We start from the raw sequence: 17761 nt of genomic DNA on the forward strand, positions 1-17761 counted from the left end.
ATTATATCAATTTCTTACTAATTGTCAATTACTTTTTAGATTTTTTCTCCAGAATATCTTTTAGTTTACGGACTTTCAGACGAGTAATTGGACAGCGATGATTTTCATAGAAAACTACTTCTAAATTTTTTCTATCAATTTCTCTAATATTTCCTACATTGACAAGAAACGATTTATGAGCGGAATAAAATCTTTGGGTTTCTTTATCTTTTTCTTGGATATCCGTCATGGTTCCATAAAATTCTTTAGCGAAATTCTTACCAATAATCCGTAACTTATGAGAAACACCTGTTGTTTCAATATACAAAATATCATGGTAGGGAATCTTCAAATCATTCCCCTTATAGTTATAATCAAAATAATCTACAACATCTTTATTTTCAAGTAGCATACTCTTGGTATATAAGATACTCTGTGCGATACGTTTCTTAAATAATTCATCATTGATATCTTTATCCACAAAATCCAAGGCTGACACTTGATATTTGTAAGTTAAGGTAGCAAATTCCGATCTACTAGTGATAAATACGATAATTGCATAGGGGTTGTGGTGACGAATAAACTGTGCAACTTCAAATCCTTTTTTCTCAACTCCATGAATATCAATATCTAGAAAATAAAGCTGGTTTACTTCGTCATTTTCGATATATTCCTTAAATTCTCGTTCTTTACCTGTTGTTTTATAAGAAATAGGAATATTTAATTCCTTTGAAATTTCATCCAAGGTTCTTTCTAGTCTGACTTGATGTTGAATAACATCTTCTAAAATTAATACTTTCATTCAAACTCTCTCTTAAATCTAATAATCTGTCTAAATGTACTATCTTCCATCTCTGTTTCTAAAATGATATTTTCATACTTATCCAAAATTTCTTTAACATTATTAAGACCAATCCCTCTATTTCTACCTTTAGTAGAAAAACCTAGTTCAAACAAATCTTCTGAAGGTGTCATGGTAATTTTACATGAATTCTGAATCACAATAACTGTTTCCAAATCCATCTTAATCACTGCAACTTCCATTTGTTTTAAATAACTTTCTGCAGCACCCTCAACAGCATTATTTAACAAAACACTCATAATACGAACAAGATCGAGTAAATCGATTGACAATCTTGTGATAATATCCTTTACTTCTAATGTAAACTCTACGTCATTATTTCTTGCATATACAATGGATTGTGCAATTAAACTTCGTAAAGCTGAATCTTCTATATTGTTTAAATCAAAGTATGTATACTTATCTGAACGTAATTTTTGATTAGCTTTGACTAGAACTTCATTGTAAATCCTGTCAATTTCCTGTAAATCTCCACTATCAATCGCCATTTGCATACTGACAAGCATGCCAGCATAATCATGACGAAAACCACGGATTTCATTATACAAACCAACAATTTCATCTGTATAGGTCTGTAAATGTTCTTGTTCAAATTTTTTCTGTTTTAGGGCAATTTCTTTTTCAACTCGCACCTTATGAGAATTCATAGCGAAGAATATTAGTAGTAAACAAATAAAGACAATTGTTGCTAAAATACTACCAAAACTATTAAAATGTGCATAAGTACTTACCATATCTGAAATGAATAATAGAATATGTAAAGCGAAGAAAGCAAGTATAACTTTTTTTAAAAATAAATAGAGGTAATCTTTATCAAAATAATTAAGTTCAAGGTGAAAATAAGTAATAATTTTTTTAATAATAAAATAAGTTAGTAATAAAACTACTACAAAAAAGAAAGTTTCATATTTTTTTACAAAAGAATCACCTGTTATAGAGGATATGGTTACTGCTATAAAAGTATGAGTACTATGATATAGTAAAGACAATAGTAGACTGATAAATATCCCCTTATACTTATTGTATCTCTTTAAGTTTATCAGGTAAATGGAAATAAGTAATGGAAATAAAAATTTAGATATACCAAAGCCACCTAAGTTCAATAGACTAATAAATTCCTCAAGTAATAACACTGAAATAAGTGTATAACATAGAAAAATAAATTGTTCTTTTATAGTTACTTTACATATCCATCTATAACTTTTGCTAATTATAAAAAAATAGAAAATAGCTATAAATAATCCAAATAAATCCATTACTCTTTACCTTTTATTTATTTTTTCTTTGGAAATATAAGTTCACGTATTGAGCCTAAAAATCTCCAATCCCCACCTTGAATTTCCTGTAATTCTTTTTCTGTAAGTTTTTTGAACTGTTCTAATTTAATTGTTTTTTCCATATTAAATTCTCCTTTATTGTTTTTTCTTGTAAATTAACTTACAAGCCTATTATACAAAACGGAGTATGTTTTTAAACAATTTATTCTCAACTGCACATTTTTGCACCTAAACTGTCATTTTTTACAAAAAACGCTGGGTTTCCCCAGCGTTAAATCTAGTATATGATCCCAGCAGGATTCGAACCTGCGACCGTTCGCTTAGAAGGCGAATGCTCTATCCAGCTGAGCTATGAGACCTAACTAGTTTATCTTATCAAAATAATCGAGAATAGTCAATCCTATTTATGATAAGGAGAACCTTGTTGAATGGTAAAAGCTCGGTATATCTGCTCTGTTAATACGAGACGCATTAATTGATGTGGGAGAGTTAAACGACCAAAACTTACTGATAGGTTAGCTCGTTTTTTCACTTCATTGGATAATCCTAAACTTCCACCAATAACAAAAGTTAAGGTTGAAAAACCATTAATAGATGCTTGTTCTAACTGTTTACTTAATTCTTCAGAAGACAAGGTTTTCCCTTCAATAGCTAAAACGACAACAAATTCTCTATCTCCAATTTTTGAAAGAATTCGATTTCCTTCTAAATCCAAGATTTTTTCATTTTCAGAATCACTAGCACAATCTGGTGTCTTCTCATCAGCTAATTCAACCATTTCGACAGTAGCAAAACGAGAAATTCTTTTAGAATACTCAGCGATTCCATCTTTGAGATACTTTTCTTTTAATTTTCCAACTGTTACAATTTTAATTTTCATGCTTCTATTTTATCATAATCGTATTCTATTCACATATTATTCACAAATAAAATCAGAGAAAATAGCAATAAATTCACAAGTTTTTAACAGTTTTCCACAGATTGTGAAAAACTTAAACTGTTTTAAGCTAGGATTAAGTTAATAATTTTATACTTTTACTGAATTAAATAAATTAAACAAATTTGGAGGATTTTATGAAAAACTTACACAAGTTTTCAAAAACATTTGGACAACTTTTACTAGTTATTCTAATCAGCTTTTTAAGTGGTCTTTTAGGTAGTTTGGCTGTTCTTCAGTTTAACCAAAAACAGGGAAATGGAGAACAAAATAGTGCAGCAGTCACTCAGGCAGCCGTGAATAATGAAAATTCGACTACACAGGCTGTTGATAAAGTTAAGGACGCAGTTGTCTCTATTATCACTTACTCAGGAAATTCCCAAAGTAGTTTTGTTGGATCTGATGATACTGATACAGATTCGAATACTGAACAAGTTAACAGTGAAGGTTCTGGGGTTATCTATAAAAAAGATGATAATAATGCCTACCTCGTGACCAATACTCACGTTATTAGCGGAGCTAAAAAACTTGACATTCGTTTAGCTGACGGAACAAAAGTGCCTGGTGAAATCGTTGGTTCTGATACTTATTCTGATATTGCAGTAGTTAAGATTTCTTCAGAAAAGGTTTCTACAGTAGCTGAATTTGGCGATTCAAGTCAATTAGCTGTTGGAGAAACAGCTATCGCAATCGGTAGTCCTTTAGGTTCAGAATATGAAAATACAGTTACACAAGGGATTGTATCAAGCTTGAATAGACACGTTTCTTTAAAATCTGAAGATGGTCAAGCTATTTCAACAAATGCCATCCAAACAGATACAGCAATTAACCCTGGTAACTCTGGAGGTCCTTTGATTAATATCCAGGGACAAGTTATCGGTATTACATCAAGTAAAATTGCTTCTAATGGTGGGACATCCGTAGAAGGTCTTGGTTTTGCTATTCCTGCAAATGATGTTAAAAATATCATCAAACAGTTAGAAAAAGATGGAAAAGTAACTCGACCAGCGCTTGGTATCCACATGGTTAACTTAACAAACCTCAGCACAGCTGACCTTCAAAAATTAAAACTTCCTGATAATGTTACTTCTGGTGTAGCTGTTCGATCTGTTCAGAAGAATATGCCTGCAAATGGACATTTACAACAATATGATGTCATCACAAAAGTAGATGATACTAAGATTTCATCTACAACTGAATTGCAAAATGCTCTATATAGTCACTCTATTGGAGATGAAATGACTGTCACTTATTACCGTAATGGTAAAGAAGAAACAACTAAAATCAAGTTGGACAAGAGTACTAGTGATTTAAATCAATAGTTTACAGATTTGTAAACTTACTTTACAGAATATCAAAGTTGTGATACTGTAGAAACATGGAAGAATTTAAACTCATTCGTATCAGTGATATTCAAAAAAATCCCTATCAACCACGTAAAGAATTTTCAGAAGAAAAAGTAAAAGAACTCGCTCAATCTATTAAAGAGAATGGTCTGATTCAACCGATTATCGTTCGTCAATCTCCAGTTATCGGATACGAAATCCTAGCTGGAGAAAGACGATATCGTGCATCAATAGCAGCTGGGCTAACAGAAGTTCCCGTAATCATCAAAAAACTATCTGATCAAGATATGATGATTCACTCAATCATTGAAAATTTGCAACGTGAAGACTTAAATCCGATTGAGGAAGCAAAAGCTTATCAATCTTTAATTGATAAAGGATATACTCATGCAGAAATTGCTGATAAAATGGGGAAATCACGTCCCTATATTACCAATCTTGTTCGATTGCTAACGCTCCCAGATTTTATTCTAGCGGAAGTAGAAACTGGAAAATTATCTCAAGCACATGCTAGACTTCTAATCCAACTACCTGCTGAAGAACAAAGAAAATTACTCTATCGTATTCAGACGGAAGATTTATCAGTTCGACAGGTTGAACATCTACTTCAAGAGAAAAAAAAGAAGAAGAAAAGCAAAAAGAAAAATCACTTTATCAAAGAAGAAGAAGAAAATTTGAAAAAATTGTTAGGATTAGATGTCCAAATCGTCCTTCAAAAAAAAGAGGCAGGAAAAATAACTATCTCTTTTCATAATCAAGAAGAGTACCAACGTTTTATTAACAGCCTAAAATAAGGCTGTTATTTTATTTTTCTCAACTCACAGACTTATCCACTAAATCAGTATGTAAAAAGTCAATAAAATCAAAGATAAAACTTATTATCCACAACTTGTGGATAAATCTTTTAAACATTGTGGATTGTTTTTCACAAGTTGTGGAAAAAATACTTGCTATATGATAAAATAGGTGTAAGATTATACCTTTTAGAAAAGGAGGAGTTTGTTGTTGAAAGAAAAACAGTTTTGGAATCAGATTTTAGAATTAGCTAAAGAGAGATTGACACGATCAATGTTTGATTTCTACGCAACACCTGCTGAATTAATAAAGGTCGAGGGAAATGTAGCTACCATATTTTTGCCAAGATCTGAAATGGAAATGGTTTGGAGTACAAAACTCAATGATATTATTGTAGCTGTCGGTTTCCAAATCTATGATACTGAGATAAAAGCGCAATATGTATTGACTAAGGAAGATTCTGACTCCTCCAATACAACAACAACTGTTGAAAACAGCAGTCATCAAGAAGAACAAACTATAAAATCTATCCCTTATTCAGAAACAGGATTAAGAGATATCTATACATTTGATAATTTTATCCAAGGTGATGGAAATATTTGGGCTAAATCCGCTGCTTTAGCTGTCTCAGAAGATCCAGGACTAACTTATAATCCTCTATTTATATATGGGGGACCTGGCCTTGGAAAAACGCACTTGCTCAATGCTTTGGGGAATGAAATTCTCAAAAAAAATCCTAATGCGCGTGTTAAATATATCCCTGCCGAAACTTTTATTAATGAATTTTTAGATCATCTAAGACTCAATGATATGGATAATTTTAAAAAAACATATCGAAGTATAGATCTCCTTCTTATTGATGACATTCAATCTCTTAGTGGAAATAAAGTGCAAACTCAGGAAGAGTTTTTCAACACATTTAACAACCTTCATAGTAATAATAAACAAATCGTTTTGACTAGTGACCGTAGACCTGAACAACTAGAAAACCTACCTGAACGTCTTGTCACGCGCTTCTCATGGGGTCTAACGACAGATATTACTCCACCGGATTTTGAAACTCGTATCGCTATCTTAAATAGTAAAACTGAAGATTTAGACTATCATTTTCAACCTGACACAATCGAATATCTGGCTGGCCAGTTTGATTCAAATGTACGTGAACTAGAAGGTGCGCTCAAAGATATTAGTCTCATGGCTAAAGTTAAACAAATCAACACTATAACTGTGGATATTGCGTCTGAAGCTATACGTGCTCGAAAACAAAACGTTAGCACCATGGTTGTTATTCCGATTGAAAAAATCCAAGAGGAAGTCGGAAACTTTTACGACGTCAGCGTCAAGGAGATGAAGGGAACGAGACGTGTTCAGAATATTGTTCTAGCTCGTCAAGTTGCTATGTATCTAGCTAGAGAATTAACTGATAACAGCCTTCCAAAAATCGGGAAAGAATTTGGTGGTAAAGATCATACAACTGTCATTCATGCTCATGCAAAAATCAAATCTATGATTGAAACTGATGATAAATTACGTATAGAAATCGAAACCATCAAAAAGAAAATTAAATAACTTGTGGATAAATGTTTAAAATGTTACTGATTTATTCACAATTTTTAAACAAGTATAACTTCTTGATTTTTCTAAGCTAAACTTCGTTTTCCACAGATTTCACACAGACTATTATTACTATTATCCTTCTAATAATAAAAATAAATAAAGGAGATTCCATGATTCATTTTTCTATTAATAAAAATTTATTCCTACAATCATTAAATATTACTAAACGTGCTATTAGTTCAAAAAATGCTATTCCTGTTTTATCAACTATCAAAATCGATGTTACAAATGAAGGAATTACATTGATTGGATCAAATGGTCAAATTTCAATCGAGAACTTTATTTCTCAAAAAGATGAAAATGCAGGTCTTTTGATTAACTCTTTAGGTTCAATTCTTTTAGAAGCTTCATTCTTTATCAATGTTGTATCTAGTCTTCCAGATGTGACTCTTGACTTCAAAGAAATTGAACAAAATCAAATTGTATTAACAAGTGGAAAATCAGAAATCACGCTTAAAGGAAAAGACAGCGAGCAGTATCCACGTATCCAGGAAATTGCAGCAAGTAATCCTTTAGTTCTTGAAACAAAGCTTCTTAAAAAGATTATCAACGAAACTGCCTTTGCAGCTAGTGTTCAAGAAAGTCGTCCAATCTTGACTGGTGTACACTTTGTCTTGAGTAATCATAAAGAATTAAAAACAGTTGCGACAGACTCACACCGTCTCAGTCAGAAGAAATTGACGCTTGAGAAAAATAGTGATGATTTTGATGTTGTCATCCCAAGTCGCTCTCTACGCGAATTTTCAGCTGTTTTTACAGATGATATCGAAACAGTAGAGATTTTCTTTGCAAATAACCAAATTCTCTTTAGAAGCGAAAATATTAGTTTCTATACACGTCTCTTAGAAGGTAATTATCCAGATACCGATCGTTTGATTCCAACAGATTTTAATACGACAGTGACTTTTGACGTTGTGAATCTACGTCAATCTATGGAACGTGCTCGTCTCTTATCAAGTGCAACTCAAAATGGTACTGTAAAATTAGAAATCAAACAAGGAGTGGTTACAGCACATGTAAATTCTCCAGAAGTTGGTAAAGTAAACGAAGAAATCGATACAATTGCTGTATCTGGTGAAGATTTGACGATTAGCTTTAACCCAACTTACTTGATTGAAGCACTAAAAGCCTTGAACAGCGAAAAGGTTACAATCAGCTTTATCTCATCAGTTCGTCCATTTACTCTAGTACCAGCTGATACAGATGAAGATTTCATGCAACTGATTACACCAGTTCGTACAAATTAATGGAAAGAGGTTGAGCTTAGCTCGCCTCTTTTATGATATAATCAAAAATAGAAAAGGAGACTAGCTATGTATCAAGTTGGAAATTTTGTTGAAATGAAAAAACCACACGCTTGTACAATCAAATCAACTGGTAAAAAAGCTAATCGTTGGGAGATTACACGTGTAGGGGCAGATATCAAAATCAAATGTAGCAATTGTGATCATGTGGTCATGATGAGTCGCTATGATTTTGAAAGAAAAATGAACAAAATCATTGATTAGAAACACTCACTTGGAGGGTTAGCAAGTTTTCCCTTTTTGTGTTATAATATTGAAGATTGAAATGTGAACGGAGAATGAGAAACTATGGCTTTAACAGCAGGTATCGTGGGTTTGCCAAACGTTGGTAAATCAACCCTATTTAATGCAATTACAAAAGCAGGAGCAGAAGCTGCAAACTATCCATTTGCGACGATTGATCCAAATGTTGGGATGGTAGAAGTTCCAGATGAACGCCTCCAAAAATTGACGGAAATGATTACTCCTAAGAAGACGGTTCCAACAACCTTTGAATTTACAGATATTGCAGGGATTGTAAAAGGTGCGTCAAAAGGTGAAGGTCTTGGTAATAAATTCTTGGCCAATATTCGTGAAGTGGATGCCATTGTTCACGTAGTTCGTGCCTTTGATGATGAAAATGTCATGCGTGAGCAAGGTCGTGAAGATGCCTTTGTAGATCCGCTTGCAGATATCGATACTATTAACCTAGAGTTGATTCTTGCAGACTTAGAATCTGTGAATAAACGCTATGCGCGTGTGGAAAAGATGGCACGTACGCAAAAAGATAAGGAATCAGTTGCAGAATTTAACGTTCTCCAAAAGATTAAACCAGTTCTTGAAGACGGTAAATCAGCTCGCACCATTGAATTCACAGATGAAGAACAAAAGGTTGTTAAAGGACTCTTCCTCTTGACTACTAAACCAGTTCTTTATGTAGCAAATGTGGATGAGGATGTTGTTGGAGATCCAGAATCTATCGATTATGTGAAGCAAATTCGTGAATTCGCAGCAACAGAAAATGCAGAGGTAGTGGTGATTTCTGCGCGTGCTGAAGAAGAAATCTCTGAGTTAGATGATGAAGATAAAAAAGAGTTTCTTGAAGCCATTGGTTTGACAGAATCAGGTGTGGATAAGTTGACGCGTGCAGCTTACCATTTACTTGGACTTGGAACTTACTTCACAGCTGGTGAAAAAGAAGTTCGTGCTTGGACCTTTAAACGTGGTATGAAAGCTCCTCAAGCAGCTGGAATTATCCACTCAGACTTCGAAAAAGGTTTTATTCGTGCAGTGACCATGTCTTATGACGATTTGGTCAAATACGGATCTGAAAAGGCTGTAAAAGAAGCTGGACGTTTACGTGAAGAAGGAAAAGATTATGTCGTTCAAGATGGCGATATCATGGAATTCCGCTTTAACGTATAATCAACATTTTTAATAGTGTTAATCAGGTTGGAAAAAAATTCCAACCCTTTTGGCTTTTGAAAGGAAAATAAATGACTAAACTACTTGTTGGATTGGGAAATCCAGGTGATAAATATTTTGAAACCAAACATAATGTTGGCTTTATGCTGATTGACCAACTAGCGAAGAAACAGAATGTCACTTTTACACACGATAAGATATTCCAAGCTGAGTTAGCCTCATTTTTTCTTAATGGGGAAAAAATTTATCTTGTGAAACCAACAACATTTATGAACGAGAGTGGAAAAGCTGTACATGCCTTATTAACTTACTATGGTTTGGATATTGAAGATTTACTAATCATTTACGATGATCTGGATATGGAAGTTGGGAAAATTCGTCTTCGAGCTAAAGGATCAGCTGGTGGTCATAATGGAATCAAGTCGATTATTCAACATATTGGGACACAAGTTTTCAATCGTGTAAAGATTGGTATTGGGAGACCTAAAAAAGAAATGTCAGTTGTTCATCATGTTTTGAGCAAGTTTGACAAAGAAGATTATATTGGTATTTTACAGTCTATTGACAAGGTTGACGATGCTGTAAATTATTATTTACAAGAGAAAAACTTTGAAAAAACGATGCAGAAATATAATGGGTAAGGAAATGGCATTAATCGATTTTTTTCTAGAAAATAAGCAGATACAATCATGGAATGAGCATTTATCTCTTAAACAAAGACAATTATTACTAGGTCTTTCTGGTTCAGCAAAGTCTTTAGCAATTGCAAGTAGTGTTAAAAATCATAACAAGATTTTAGTGATGACATCTACTTATGGAGAAGCTGAGCGTTTAATAAATGATTTAATTTCTATCCTAGGTACTGATATGGTCTATCCATTCTTGGTAGATGATTCACCTATGGTAGAATTTTTGGTGTCGTCTCAAGAAAAGATATTTTCAAGAGTCGAAGCTTTACGTTTTCTAAGAGATAAATCTCAAAAAGGGATTTTAGTTTGTAACGTCGCAGCAAGCCGTTTATTTTTACCAGATCCTCAAGTATTTGATAATAGTATCTTGAAATTTGAAATTGGCCAAGAATGTGAACAAAATGAATTAAAAAGTCAGTTGCTTTCTCTTGGTTATAAGAAAGTTACACAAGTTCAGAGTCAAGGTGAATTTAGTCTTCGAGGAGATATTTTAGATATCTTTGAAACCTCACAAATATCTCCTTACCGAATTGAATTTTTTGGTGATGAGATAGATGGCATTAGAGAATTTGATGCAGAGACACAGTTATCAAAAGAAAGTCGCTCTGAAATTTCTATATATCCCGCTAGCGATATTTTACTAAGTATTGAAGATTACAATCGTGGACAACAATTTTTAGAGCATGAGATTGATAAGGCACTTTCTCCAACTTTGAAGTCATATCTAGAGGAAGTCTATAGTAGTGCTAAGCAACAGAGTATCCATTCTGATATTCGCAAGTTTTTGTCTGTTTTTTATAAAAAACAATGGACACTGTTAGATTATTTACAAGAAGTACCTCTCATTTTTGATGATTATCAAAAAATCATGAACCAGTATGATATTTTCGATAAGGAAACAGCTAGCTACTTTACAGAAGATTTACATAATAGTAAAGCAGTATCAAATTTACAATACTTTGCTGACGTAGAAAGTCGATTCAAAAAATATTTACCAGTGAGTTTATTTTCGAATTTTCAAAAAGGTCTTGGAAATCTAAAATTTGATCATCTTTATCAATTTAATCAGTATTCAATGCAAGAGTTCTTCAATCAATTTTCTTTTTTGAAAGAAGAAATTGAACGTTATAAAAAATTAAAATATACTATTGTTCTTCAGTCAAGTAGCAAAGCTGAACTCAAAAAACTGTCAACAATTTTAGACGAATACGAAATTAAGGTTGACAATAGTAATGGAAGTGAAATCTGTAAAGGAACTGTAAATCTTGTTGAAGGAAATCTTCGTCATGGCTTTCATTTTGTAGATGAAAATCTTGTATTTATCACTGAATATGAAATTTTTAAGAAGAAGATTAAACGTAAATATAGAAGACAAAATATCAGTAATGCTGAGCGATTAAAGGATTATAATGAGCTCCAAAAAGGAGACTACGTCGTTCATCAAATTCATGGTATTGGGCAGTATTTAGGAATCGAAACGATTGAAATCAAAGGAATTCATCGAGATTATGTGAGTATCCAATATCAAAATGGAGATCGAATTTCTATTCCTGTAGAACAAATCCAAACCTTATCTAAGTATGTTTCAAGTGATGGACAAGCTCCAAAGCTAAATAAATTAAATGATGGACATTTTAAAAAAGCTAAGCAAAAAGTTAAAAATCAAGTTGAAGATATTGCGGATGACTTAATTAAACTGTATGCTGAGAGGAGCCAACTGAAAGGATATGCATTTTCAAAAGATGACGAAGACCAGGTTGCTTTTGATGAGGCTTTTCCCTATATTGAAACAGAAGATCAACTTCGAAGTATAGAAGAAATCAAAAAAGATATGCAAGCACCTCAACCAATGGATCGACTCTTAGTTGGAGATGTTGGTTTTGGTAAGACAGAAGTTGCCATGCGAGCTGCATTTAAGGCTGTTAATGATCATAAACAGGTGGTCGTTTTAGTACCGACTACCGTTCTTGCGCAGCAACATTACAGTAATTTCAAGGAAAGATTTGAGCAATTTGCTGTAAACGTAGATGTTTTGAGTCGCTTTAGAAGTAAAAAAGAACAGACTGAAACACTTGAAAAATTGAAAAAAGGACAAGTGGACATCTTGATAGGAACTCATAGAGTTTTGTCTAAAGATGTTGAATTTGCAGATTTAGGCTTGATTATCATCGATGAGGAACAACGTTTTGGTGTCAAGCATAAGGAAGCACTTAAGGAATTAAAAAAGAAGGTTGATGTCTTAACTTTGACAGCTACACCAATTCCTCGAACTCTTCATATGTCTATTCTAGGTATCCGAGATTTATCTGTCATTGAAACCCCTCCAACAAATCGATATCCTGTTCAAACCTATGTTCTTGAACAGAATGATCGTGTGATTCGTGATGCTGTGTTGAGAGAAATCGATCGTGGTGGTCAGGTTTACTATCTTTATAACAAAGTTGACACGATTGAAAAGAAAGTTTCAGAACTACAAGAACTGATTCCTGAAGCTTCTATTGGTTTTGTTCATGGTCAAATGAGTGAAATTCGTTTAGAGAATACATTACTTGATTTTATTGAAGGCGAATATGACATTTTAGTAACTACGACAATTATCGAAACAGGGGTAGACATTCCAAATGCTAATACCTTGTTTATTGAAAACGCAGATCATATGGGCTTATCAACCTTATATCAATTAAGAGGTCGGGTGGGTCGTAGTAACCGAATTGCTTATGCCTACCTCATGTATCGGCCAGATAAATCATTAACTGAAGTTTCAGAGAAGAGATTGGAAGCTATCAAAGGCTTTACTGAATTAGGTTCTGGTTTTAAAATTGCTATGCGTGATTTATCCATTCGTGGAGCTGGAAATCTTTTAGGAAGTTCGCAGTCTGGTTTTATCGATTCAGTTGGTTTTGAATTGTATTCTCAGTTACTTGAGGAAGCAATTGCTAAGAAAAATGGAACTGACAAGAAACGTGAAAAAGGAAATGCTGAGTTAATTCTACAAATTGATGCCTATCTTCCAGATGAGTACATATCAGATGAGCGCCATAAAATTGAAATTTACAAGAGAATTCGTCAGATTGACAATCGTGTCAACTATGAAGAATTACAAGATGAGTTGATTGACCGATTTGGAGAATATCCGGATGTGGTTGCCTATCTTTTAGAAATTGGACTAGCTAAAGCATATCTCGATAAAGTATTTGTTAATCGTGTTGAAAGAAAGAATAATCAGCTTGTCATTCAGTTTGAAAAAATATCGCAACAACTATTTTTAACACAAGATTATTTTCAGGCTCTTTCTCAGACAAATTTGAAGGCCAATATTTCAGAAAATCAAGGGTTGATAGAAGTTGTGTTTGATATTCGAAATAAAAAAGATTATGAGATTTTAGAAGGTCTTTTAACTTTCGGAGAATCGTTAGCAAAGATAAAAGAATCAAAAGAGTCACATTAGGAATTACCTTTTTTCTTCTATAAAAGGGATAAAAATGGTAAAATAATAATTTGAGGTATTAAGATGAGATTAGATAAATATTTAAAAGTATCACGAATTATTAAACGCCGTACGGTAGCTAAGGAAGTTGCAGATAAAGGGCGAATCAAGGTAAATGGAATCCTTGCTAAAAGTTCAACAGATTTAAAAATCAATGATCAAGTTGAAATTCGTTTTGGAAATAAGTTGTTACTTGTAAAGGTGCTGAAAATGAAAGATAGCACAAAAAAAGAAGATGCAGCCGGAATGTATGAAATCATTAGTGAAACAAGGGTAGAAGGCGATGTATAAAAAAATAGTCCAAATGAATAACTCTTTTATTCAAAATGAACACCAAAGACGTAAGTACATGATGGAAGAACGTCAAAAACGCAATCGTTTTATGGGTTGGGTTTTGATTTTGATTATGTTGTTATTCATCTTACCAACTTACAATTTAGCACAAAGTTATCAACAATTATTAACACGTCGCCAACAACTAACTGATTTGAAAAAACAATATCAGGAATTGAGCGATGAAAAGGATAAAGAAGCTAGTTTAGCAACTAAGCTAAAAGATGAATCCTATGCGGCTAAATATTCTCGAGCAAAATATTATTATTCAAAAACATGGGAAGAAGTTTATACAATTCCGGACTTGCTTCCTAGGTAATGTGAAATGGAAAATTTATTAGAGATTGTTGAACAATTTTTAAGTCAATCAGATGAAAAATTGGATGAATTATCTCAAAAAAATCATCTGTTACGACTGCAAGAAGAAGAGGGGAAAAAGAATGCGTAAATTTTTAGTGATATTACTACTTCCTATTTTCCTAAAAAGTGTTCAAGTAGTAAGCACTGAGAATCCAGTTATCATTCCAAACCAAGAAGTTTATTCCTTAACCCATGCTTCGTATCATTTTTATTATCAAGATATTATAGAATCTCCAAAATTTTATGGTGAAACACCTGTTTATTCTACAGAAGACTTGATTAAAGAATCAGGGAAAGTCAATGCAGAAACAAAATTGTCTGTTTTAGAATGGCGATTAAATAAACAAGGACAGCCTGTGTTTAAATTGTCAAATAATCAATTTGTGATGGCTGATAAACGACTTTTATACGATAGTTCAATCGTTAATAATTTCTCAAAACGAGTGTGGTTAGAACCAGGATTTGTTGTCTATAATAGTCCTTATGATCAACAAGAATTAAAATCTACTTTGGCACCTTATCAAGAGGTTGAAGCAGACATGTCTGTTTTTGCTGAAGGTCGTGAATTCTTACATATCAAACAAACTGGCTGGGTTTCGACGGATTATATTTCCAATGACGATAATCGTATCCAGAAAGTACAAGAGTTACTATCTGCAAATTATCAAAATGAACAGTTTTCTATTTATGTGAAACAATTGAGTACAGGTAAGGAAGCTGGGATTAACGAAAATCAAAAAATGTATGCTGCTAGTGTTATGAAATTGCCTTATCTTTATTTTGTTCAGGAGAAAATTAATCAGGGTGATTATCAACTTGACACAAAATTGAAGTATGTTTCTGAAGTTAATGATTTTCCTGGATCATACAAACCAGAAGGAAGCGGAAGCCTCCCTAAAACAGCGGATAATAAAGAGTACACAATTAAAGATTTAATCACAAAAACAGCGAAAGAATCTGACAATGTAGCTCATAATATTCTTGCTTATTATGTTACGAATAAATCAGATGATGTCTTCAAAAAAGAGATGACTACGATTGCTGGTAATGAATGGGATGTAAATGATAAGTTAGCTTCGGCTAAAATGGCTGGTCAAGTTATGGAATCTATTTACAATCAAAATGGTTTTGTTTTAGAGTCCCTATCTCAGACTTCATTTGATAATCAGCGGATTGCTAAAAATATTTCTGCTAAGGTAGCCCATAAAATTGGGGATGCAGATGAATACAAACATGACACTGCTATAGTTTACACAGACTCTCCTTTCGTGATTTCAATCTTTACCAAAAATTCTGATTATGATACTATTTCTAAAATTGCTAAGGATGTCTACGAGGTCCTAAAATGAGAGACCGAGATTTTTTAAATCATTTTCTAGAAAAAGGTTATTTTAAAGAACATTCAAGCGTTGTGCTAGCCTTGTCTGGTGGATTGGATTCGATGTTTCTCTTTCATCTTCTTTCAAACTATCAAAAAGAACTTGGGATTGAATTATTTTTAGCTCATGTGAATCATAAACAGCGACCAGAATCAGATATTGAAGAAAATGAATTAAGAAAACTGGCAGAACAAGTTGGAGTTCCAATTTATGTAGCTTGTTTTACTGGAAATTTTTCAGAAGCAAATGCTCGTCAATTTCGCTATGAATTTTTTAGAGAGGTAATGGCGAAAACGTCATCTACAGCTCTTGTAACAGCTCATCATGCAGATGATCAGGCTGAGACGATTTTTATGAGAATAATTAGGGGTGTTAGATTACAACACTTATCAGCTATTAAAGAAAGACAAGAGTTTGATAAGGGAGAGTTGATTCGTCCACTACTGTCCTTTTATAAGAAAGATTTTCCTGAAATTGAGCATTTTGAAGACAGGACAAACAAAGAAAATTCCTATTTTCGTAACCGTGTTCGCAACCTTTATCTACCACAATTAGAAAAAGAAAATGTTCAGGTAAAGAGAGCATTTTTAGAGTTTGGAAAAGAAGTATCAGATTATCAGATTGCTATGGCTGAATTTTCTCAAACGATCGATGTGGAAGATCTAACCCGATTCCTATCGTTTTCAGAAGCAACACAGCGAGTTTTACTACAACAATATCTTAGTCGTTTTCCAGATTTAAATATTACAAGAGAACAGTTTCAAGAAATCCATCATATTTTAAGGACCAGAAGTCAATATCGTCATCATTTAAAAAATGGTTATGAACTTGTAAAAGAATATCAACACTTTCAAATTTGTAAAATCAGACCAAAGTCTGATGAAAAAAGTAGTAAGTGTGTGTTAGACTATCAAAATCAAGTTCATTATGAAGGTTATCTGTTTTCATTTGGAATTCCTCTAGAAGGTAAAAATATTCAAAAAATCAATGTTTCTCGTGAAACATCATTGATTTTACGTCATCGACAACCAGGTGATTATTTGATAAAAAATGGTCATCGAAAAAAATTAAGACGACTTTTTATTGATTTAAAAATTCCTACAGAAAAACGGGGAAATGCTATTATCATTGAACAATTCGGACAAATTTGTTCAATTTTAGGAATTGAACTCAGTGATTTGAGTATAAAAATGAAAAATGATATAATGAACACTATACTTTATATAGAAAAAATAGATAGGTAAAATCATGTTAGAACAAGATATCAAGAAGATTTTGATTTCACAAGATGAAATTACAGAAGCTGCTAAGAAATTAGGTGCTCAATTAACAAAAGATTATGAAGGGAAAAATCCAATTTTAGTTGGAATTTTAAAAGGATCTATTCCTTTCATGGCAGAATTAGTTAAATATATCGACACTCATCTTGAAATGGATTTTATGATGGTTTCTAGCTACCATGGTGGTACTGTAAGTAGTGGTGTTATCAATATCAAACAAGATGTAACTCAAGATATTAAAGGTAGACATGTTGTTTTTGTGGAAGATATTATCGACACTGGTCAAACCTTGAAAAGTTTGAGAGATATGTTTACTGCTAGAGAAGCGGCATCTGTTAAGATTGTAACTATGTTAGATAAACCAGAAGGCCGTACTGTGGAAATCGAAGCAGATTATACATGTTTTACAATTCCGAATGAATTTGTTGTAGGCTATGGTTTAGACTATAATGAAAATTATCGTAACCTTCCTTATGTAGGTGTATTGAAAGAGGAAGTTTACTCAAAATAGAAGGGTAAGTTATTGAATGCAAAAACAAAATAATGGTTTTATAAAAAATCCATTTCTATATTTGTTGATGATATTCTTGATAGTCACTGGCTTCCAGTACTTCTTTGCTGGAAGAGCTGCAGGTCATAGTCAACAAATTAAATACTCAGAATTGGTGCAGGAAATCACTAATGACAATGTAAAAGAAATGACCTATCAACC

At 32.9% G+C, this 17761-nt stretch carries 19 protein-coding genes and 1 tRNA gene (1 of these 20 running past the window's edge); 15 read left to right on the forward strand and 5 right to left on the reverse strand.

The annotated features are described in order from the left end of the window. Positions 1–28: 28 nt before the first annotated feature. From comE to rlmH, 5 genes are all read right to left on the reverse strand, one after another. The gene (comE, locus tag HMPREF1481_RS10115; protein ID WP_016466532.1) at positions 29–781 is read right to left on the reverse strand and encodes a competence system response regulator transcription factor ComE; all 753 of its coding nucleotides are present in this window, start codon (positions 779–781) and stop codon (positions 29–31) included. Further along, positions 778–2097: a competence system sensor histidine kinase ComD gene (gene comD, locus HMPREF1481_RS10120; protein WP_016466533.1), complete on the reverse strand. Its 1320-nt coding sequence runs from the start codon at positions 2095–2097 to the stop codon at positions 778–780. The genes comE and comD overlap by 4 nt, the downstream gene beginning before the upstream one ends. Positions 2098–2114: 17 nt before the next feature. Further along, on the reverse strand, positions 2115–2240 hold the full coding sequence (gene comC, locus HMPREF1481_RS10125; protein WP_016466534.1) for a competence-stimulating peptide ComC: 126 nt from the start codon (positions 2238–2240) through the stop codon (positions 2115–2117). 163 nt (positions 2241–2403) lie between these two features. Continuing rightward, a tRNA-Arg gene (locus HMPREF1481_RS10130) sits at positions 2404–2477 on the reverse strand. 41 nt (positions 2478–2518) lie between these two features. Next, positions 2519–2998, reverse strand: a complete 480-nt coding sequence (gene rlmH, locus HMPREF1481_RS10135; RefSeq protein ID WP_016466535.1) for a 23S rRNA (pseudouridine(1915)-N(3))-methyltransferase RlmH — start codon at positions 2996–2998, stop codon at positions 2519–2521. Between the two features lie 194 nt (positions 2999–3192). Between rlmH and HMPREF1481_RS10140 the strand changes: the two genes are divergently transcribed. The 15 genes from HMPREF1481_RS10140 to ftsH all read left to right on the forward strand — a co-directional run. Then, positions 3193–4377 carry a S1C family serine protease gene (locus HMPREF1481_RS10140; protein ID WP_016466536.1) on the forward strand — a complete coding sequence of 395 codons (1185 nt, stop codon included), beginning with the start codon at positions 3193–3195 and terminating at the stop codon, positions 4375–4377. Positions 4378–4433: 56 nt separating this feature from the next. Beyond that, positions 4434–5195 (forward strand): ParB/RepB/Spo0J family partition protein, encoded by a 762-nt coding sequence (locus HMPREF1481_RS10145; protein WP_016466537.1) that lies wholly within the window; start codon positions 4434–4436, stop codon positions 5193–5195. Between the two features lie 211 nt (positions 5196–5406). Further along, positions 5407–6765, forward strand: coding sequence for a chromosomal replication initiator protein DnaA (dnaA, locus tag HMPREF1481_RS10150; protein WP_016466538.1), 1359 nt, complete (start codon positions 5407–5409; stop codon positions 6763–6765). A 158-nt stretch (positions 6766–6923) separates the two neighbouring features. Beyond that, on the forward strand, positions 6924–8060 hold the full coding sequence (gene dnaN / locus HMPREF1481_RS10155; RefSeq protein ID WP_016466539.1) for a DNA polymerase III subunit beta: 1137 nt from the start codon (positions 6924–6926) through the stop codon (positions 8058–8060). Positions 8061–8126: 66 nt separating this feature from the next. After that, the gene (locus HMPREF1481_RS10160; RefSeq protein WP_000285188.1) at positions 8127–8321 is read left to right on the forward strand and encodes a DUF951 domain-containing protein; all 195 of its coding nucleotides are present in this window, start codon (positions 8127–8129) and stop codon (positions 8319–8321) included. Positions 8322–8405: 84 nt separating this feature from the next. Next, entirely contained in the window at positions 8406–9521 is a 1116-nt protein-coding gene (gene ychF / locus HMPREF1481_RS10165; protein WP_016466540.1) for a redox-regulated ATPase YchF, read from the forward strand. Between the two features lie 71 nt (positions 9522–9592). Next, positions 9593–10162, forward strand: coding sequence for an aminoacyl-tRNA hydrolase (gene pth, locus HMPREF1481_RS10170; protein ID WP_016466541.1), 570 nt, complete (start codon positions 9593–9595; stop codon positions 10160–10162). Further along, positions 10155–13658: a transcription-repair coupling factor gene (gene mfd / locus HMPREF1481_RS10175; RefSeq protein ID WP_016466542.1), complete on the forward strand. Its 3504-nt coding sequence runs from the start codon at positions 10155–10157 to the stop codon at positions 13656–13658. The genes pth and mfd overlap by 8 nt, the downstream gene beginning before the upstream one ends. A gap of 63 nt (positions 13659–13721) precedes the next feature. Then, positions 13722–13988, forward strand: coding sequence for an RNA-binding S4 domain-containing protein (locus HMPREF1481_RS10180; protein WP_016466543.1), 267 nt, complete (start codon positions 13722–13724; stop codon positions 13986–13988). Continuing rightward, positions 13981–14349 (forward strand): septum formation initiator family protein, encoded by a 369-nt coding sequence (locus tag HMPREF1481_RS10185; protein ID WP_016466544.1) that lies wholly within the window; start codon positions 13981–13983, stop codon positions 14347–14349. Before HMPREF1481_RS10180 ends, HMPREF1481_RS10185 begins: the two co-directional genes overlap by 8 nt. A gap of 6 nt (positions 14350–14355) precedes the next feature. Next, a complete protein-coding gene (locus tag HMPREF1481_RS10990) occupies positions 14356–14478 on the forward strand; it encodes an SP_0009 family protein (RefSeq protein ID WP_269479226.1) in 123 nt (40 codons plus the stop codon). Next, positions 14471–15739: a serine hydrolase gene (locus HMPREF1481_RS10190; protein ID WP_016466545.1), complete on the forward strand. Its 1269-nt coding sequence runs from the start codon at positions 14471–14473 to the stop codon at positions 15737–15739. The genes HMPREF1481_RS10990 and HMPREF1481_RS10190 overlap by 8 nt, the downstream gene beginning before the upstream one ends. Beyond that, positions 15736–17013: a tRNA lysidine(34) synthetase TilS gene (gene tilS, locus HMPREF1481_RS10195; RefSeq protein ID WP_016466546.1), complete on the forward strand. Its 1278-nt coding sequence runs from the start codon at positions 15736–15738 to the stop codon at positions 17011–17013. The genes HMPREF1481_RS10190 and tilS overlap by 4 nt, the downstream gene beginning before the upstream one ends. 4 nt (positions 17014–17017) lie before the next feature. Further along, positions 17018–17560: a hypoxanthine phosphoribosyltransferase gene (gene hpt / locus HMPREF1481_RS10200; protein ID WP_006150551.1), complete on the forward strand. Its 543-nt coding sequence runs from the start codon at positions 17018–17020 to the stop codon at positions 17558–17560. A gap of 16 nt (positions 17561–17576) precedes the next feature. Then, positions 17577–17761, forward strand: partial view of an ATP-dependent zinc metalloprotease FtsH gene (gene ftsH / locus HMPREF1481_RS10205; protein WP_016466547.1) — the 5' portion only. 1774 nt of this gene lie beyond the right edge of the window; the window shows 185 of its 1959 coding nt (coding positions 1–185); the start codon lies at positions 17577–17579; the stop codon falls past the right edge of the window.

Origin of the sequence: Streptococcus sp. HPH0090, assembly GCF_000411475.1 — a bacterium.
In the GTDB taxonomy this organism is placed as follows: Bacteria; Bacillota; Bacilli; order Lactobacillales; family Streptococcaceae; genus Streptococcus.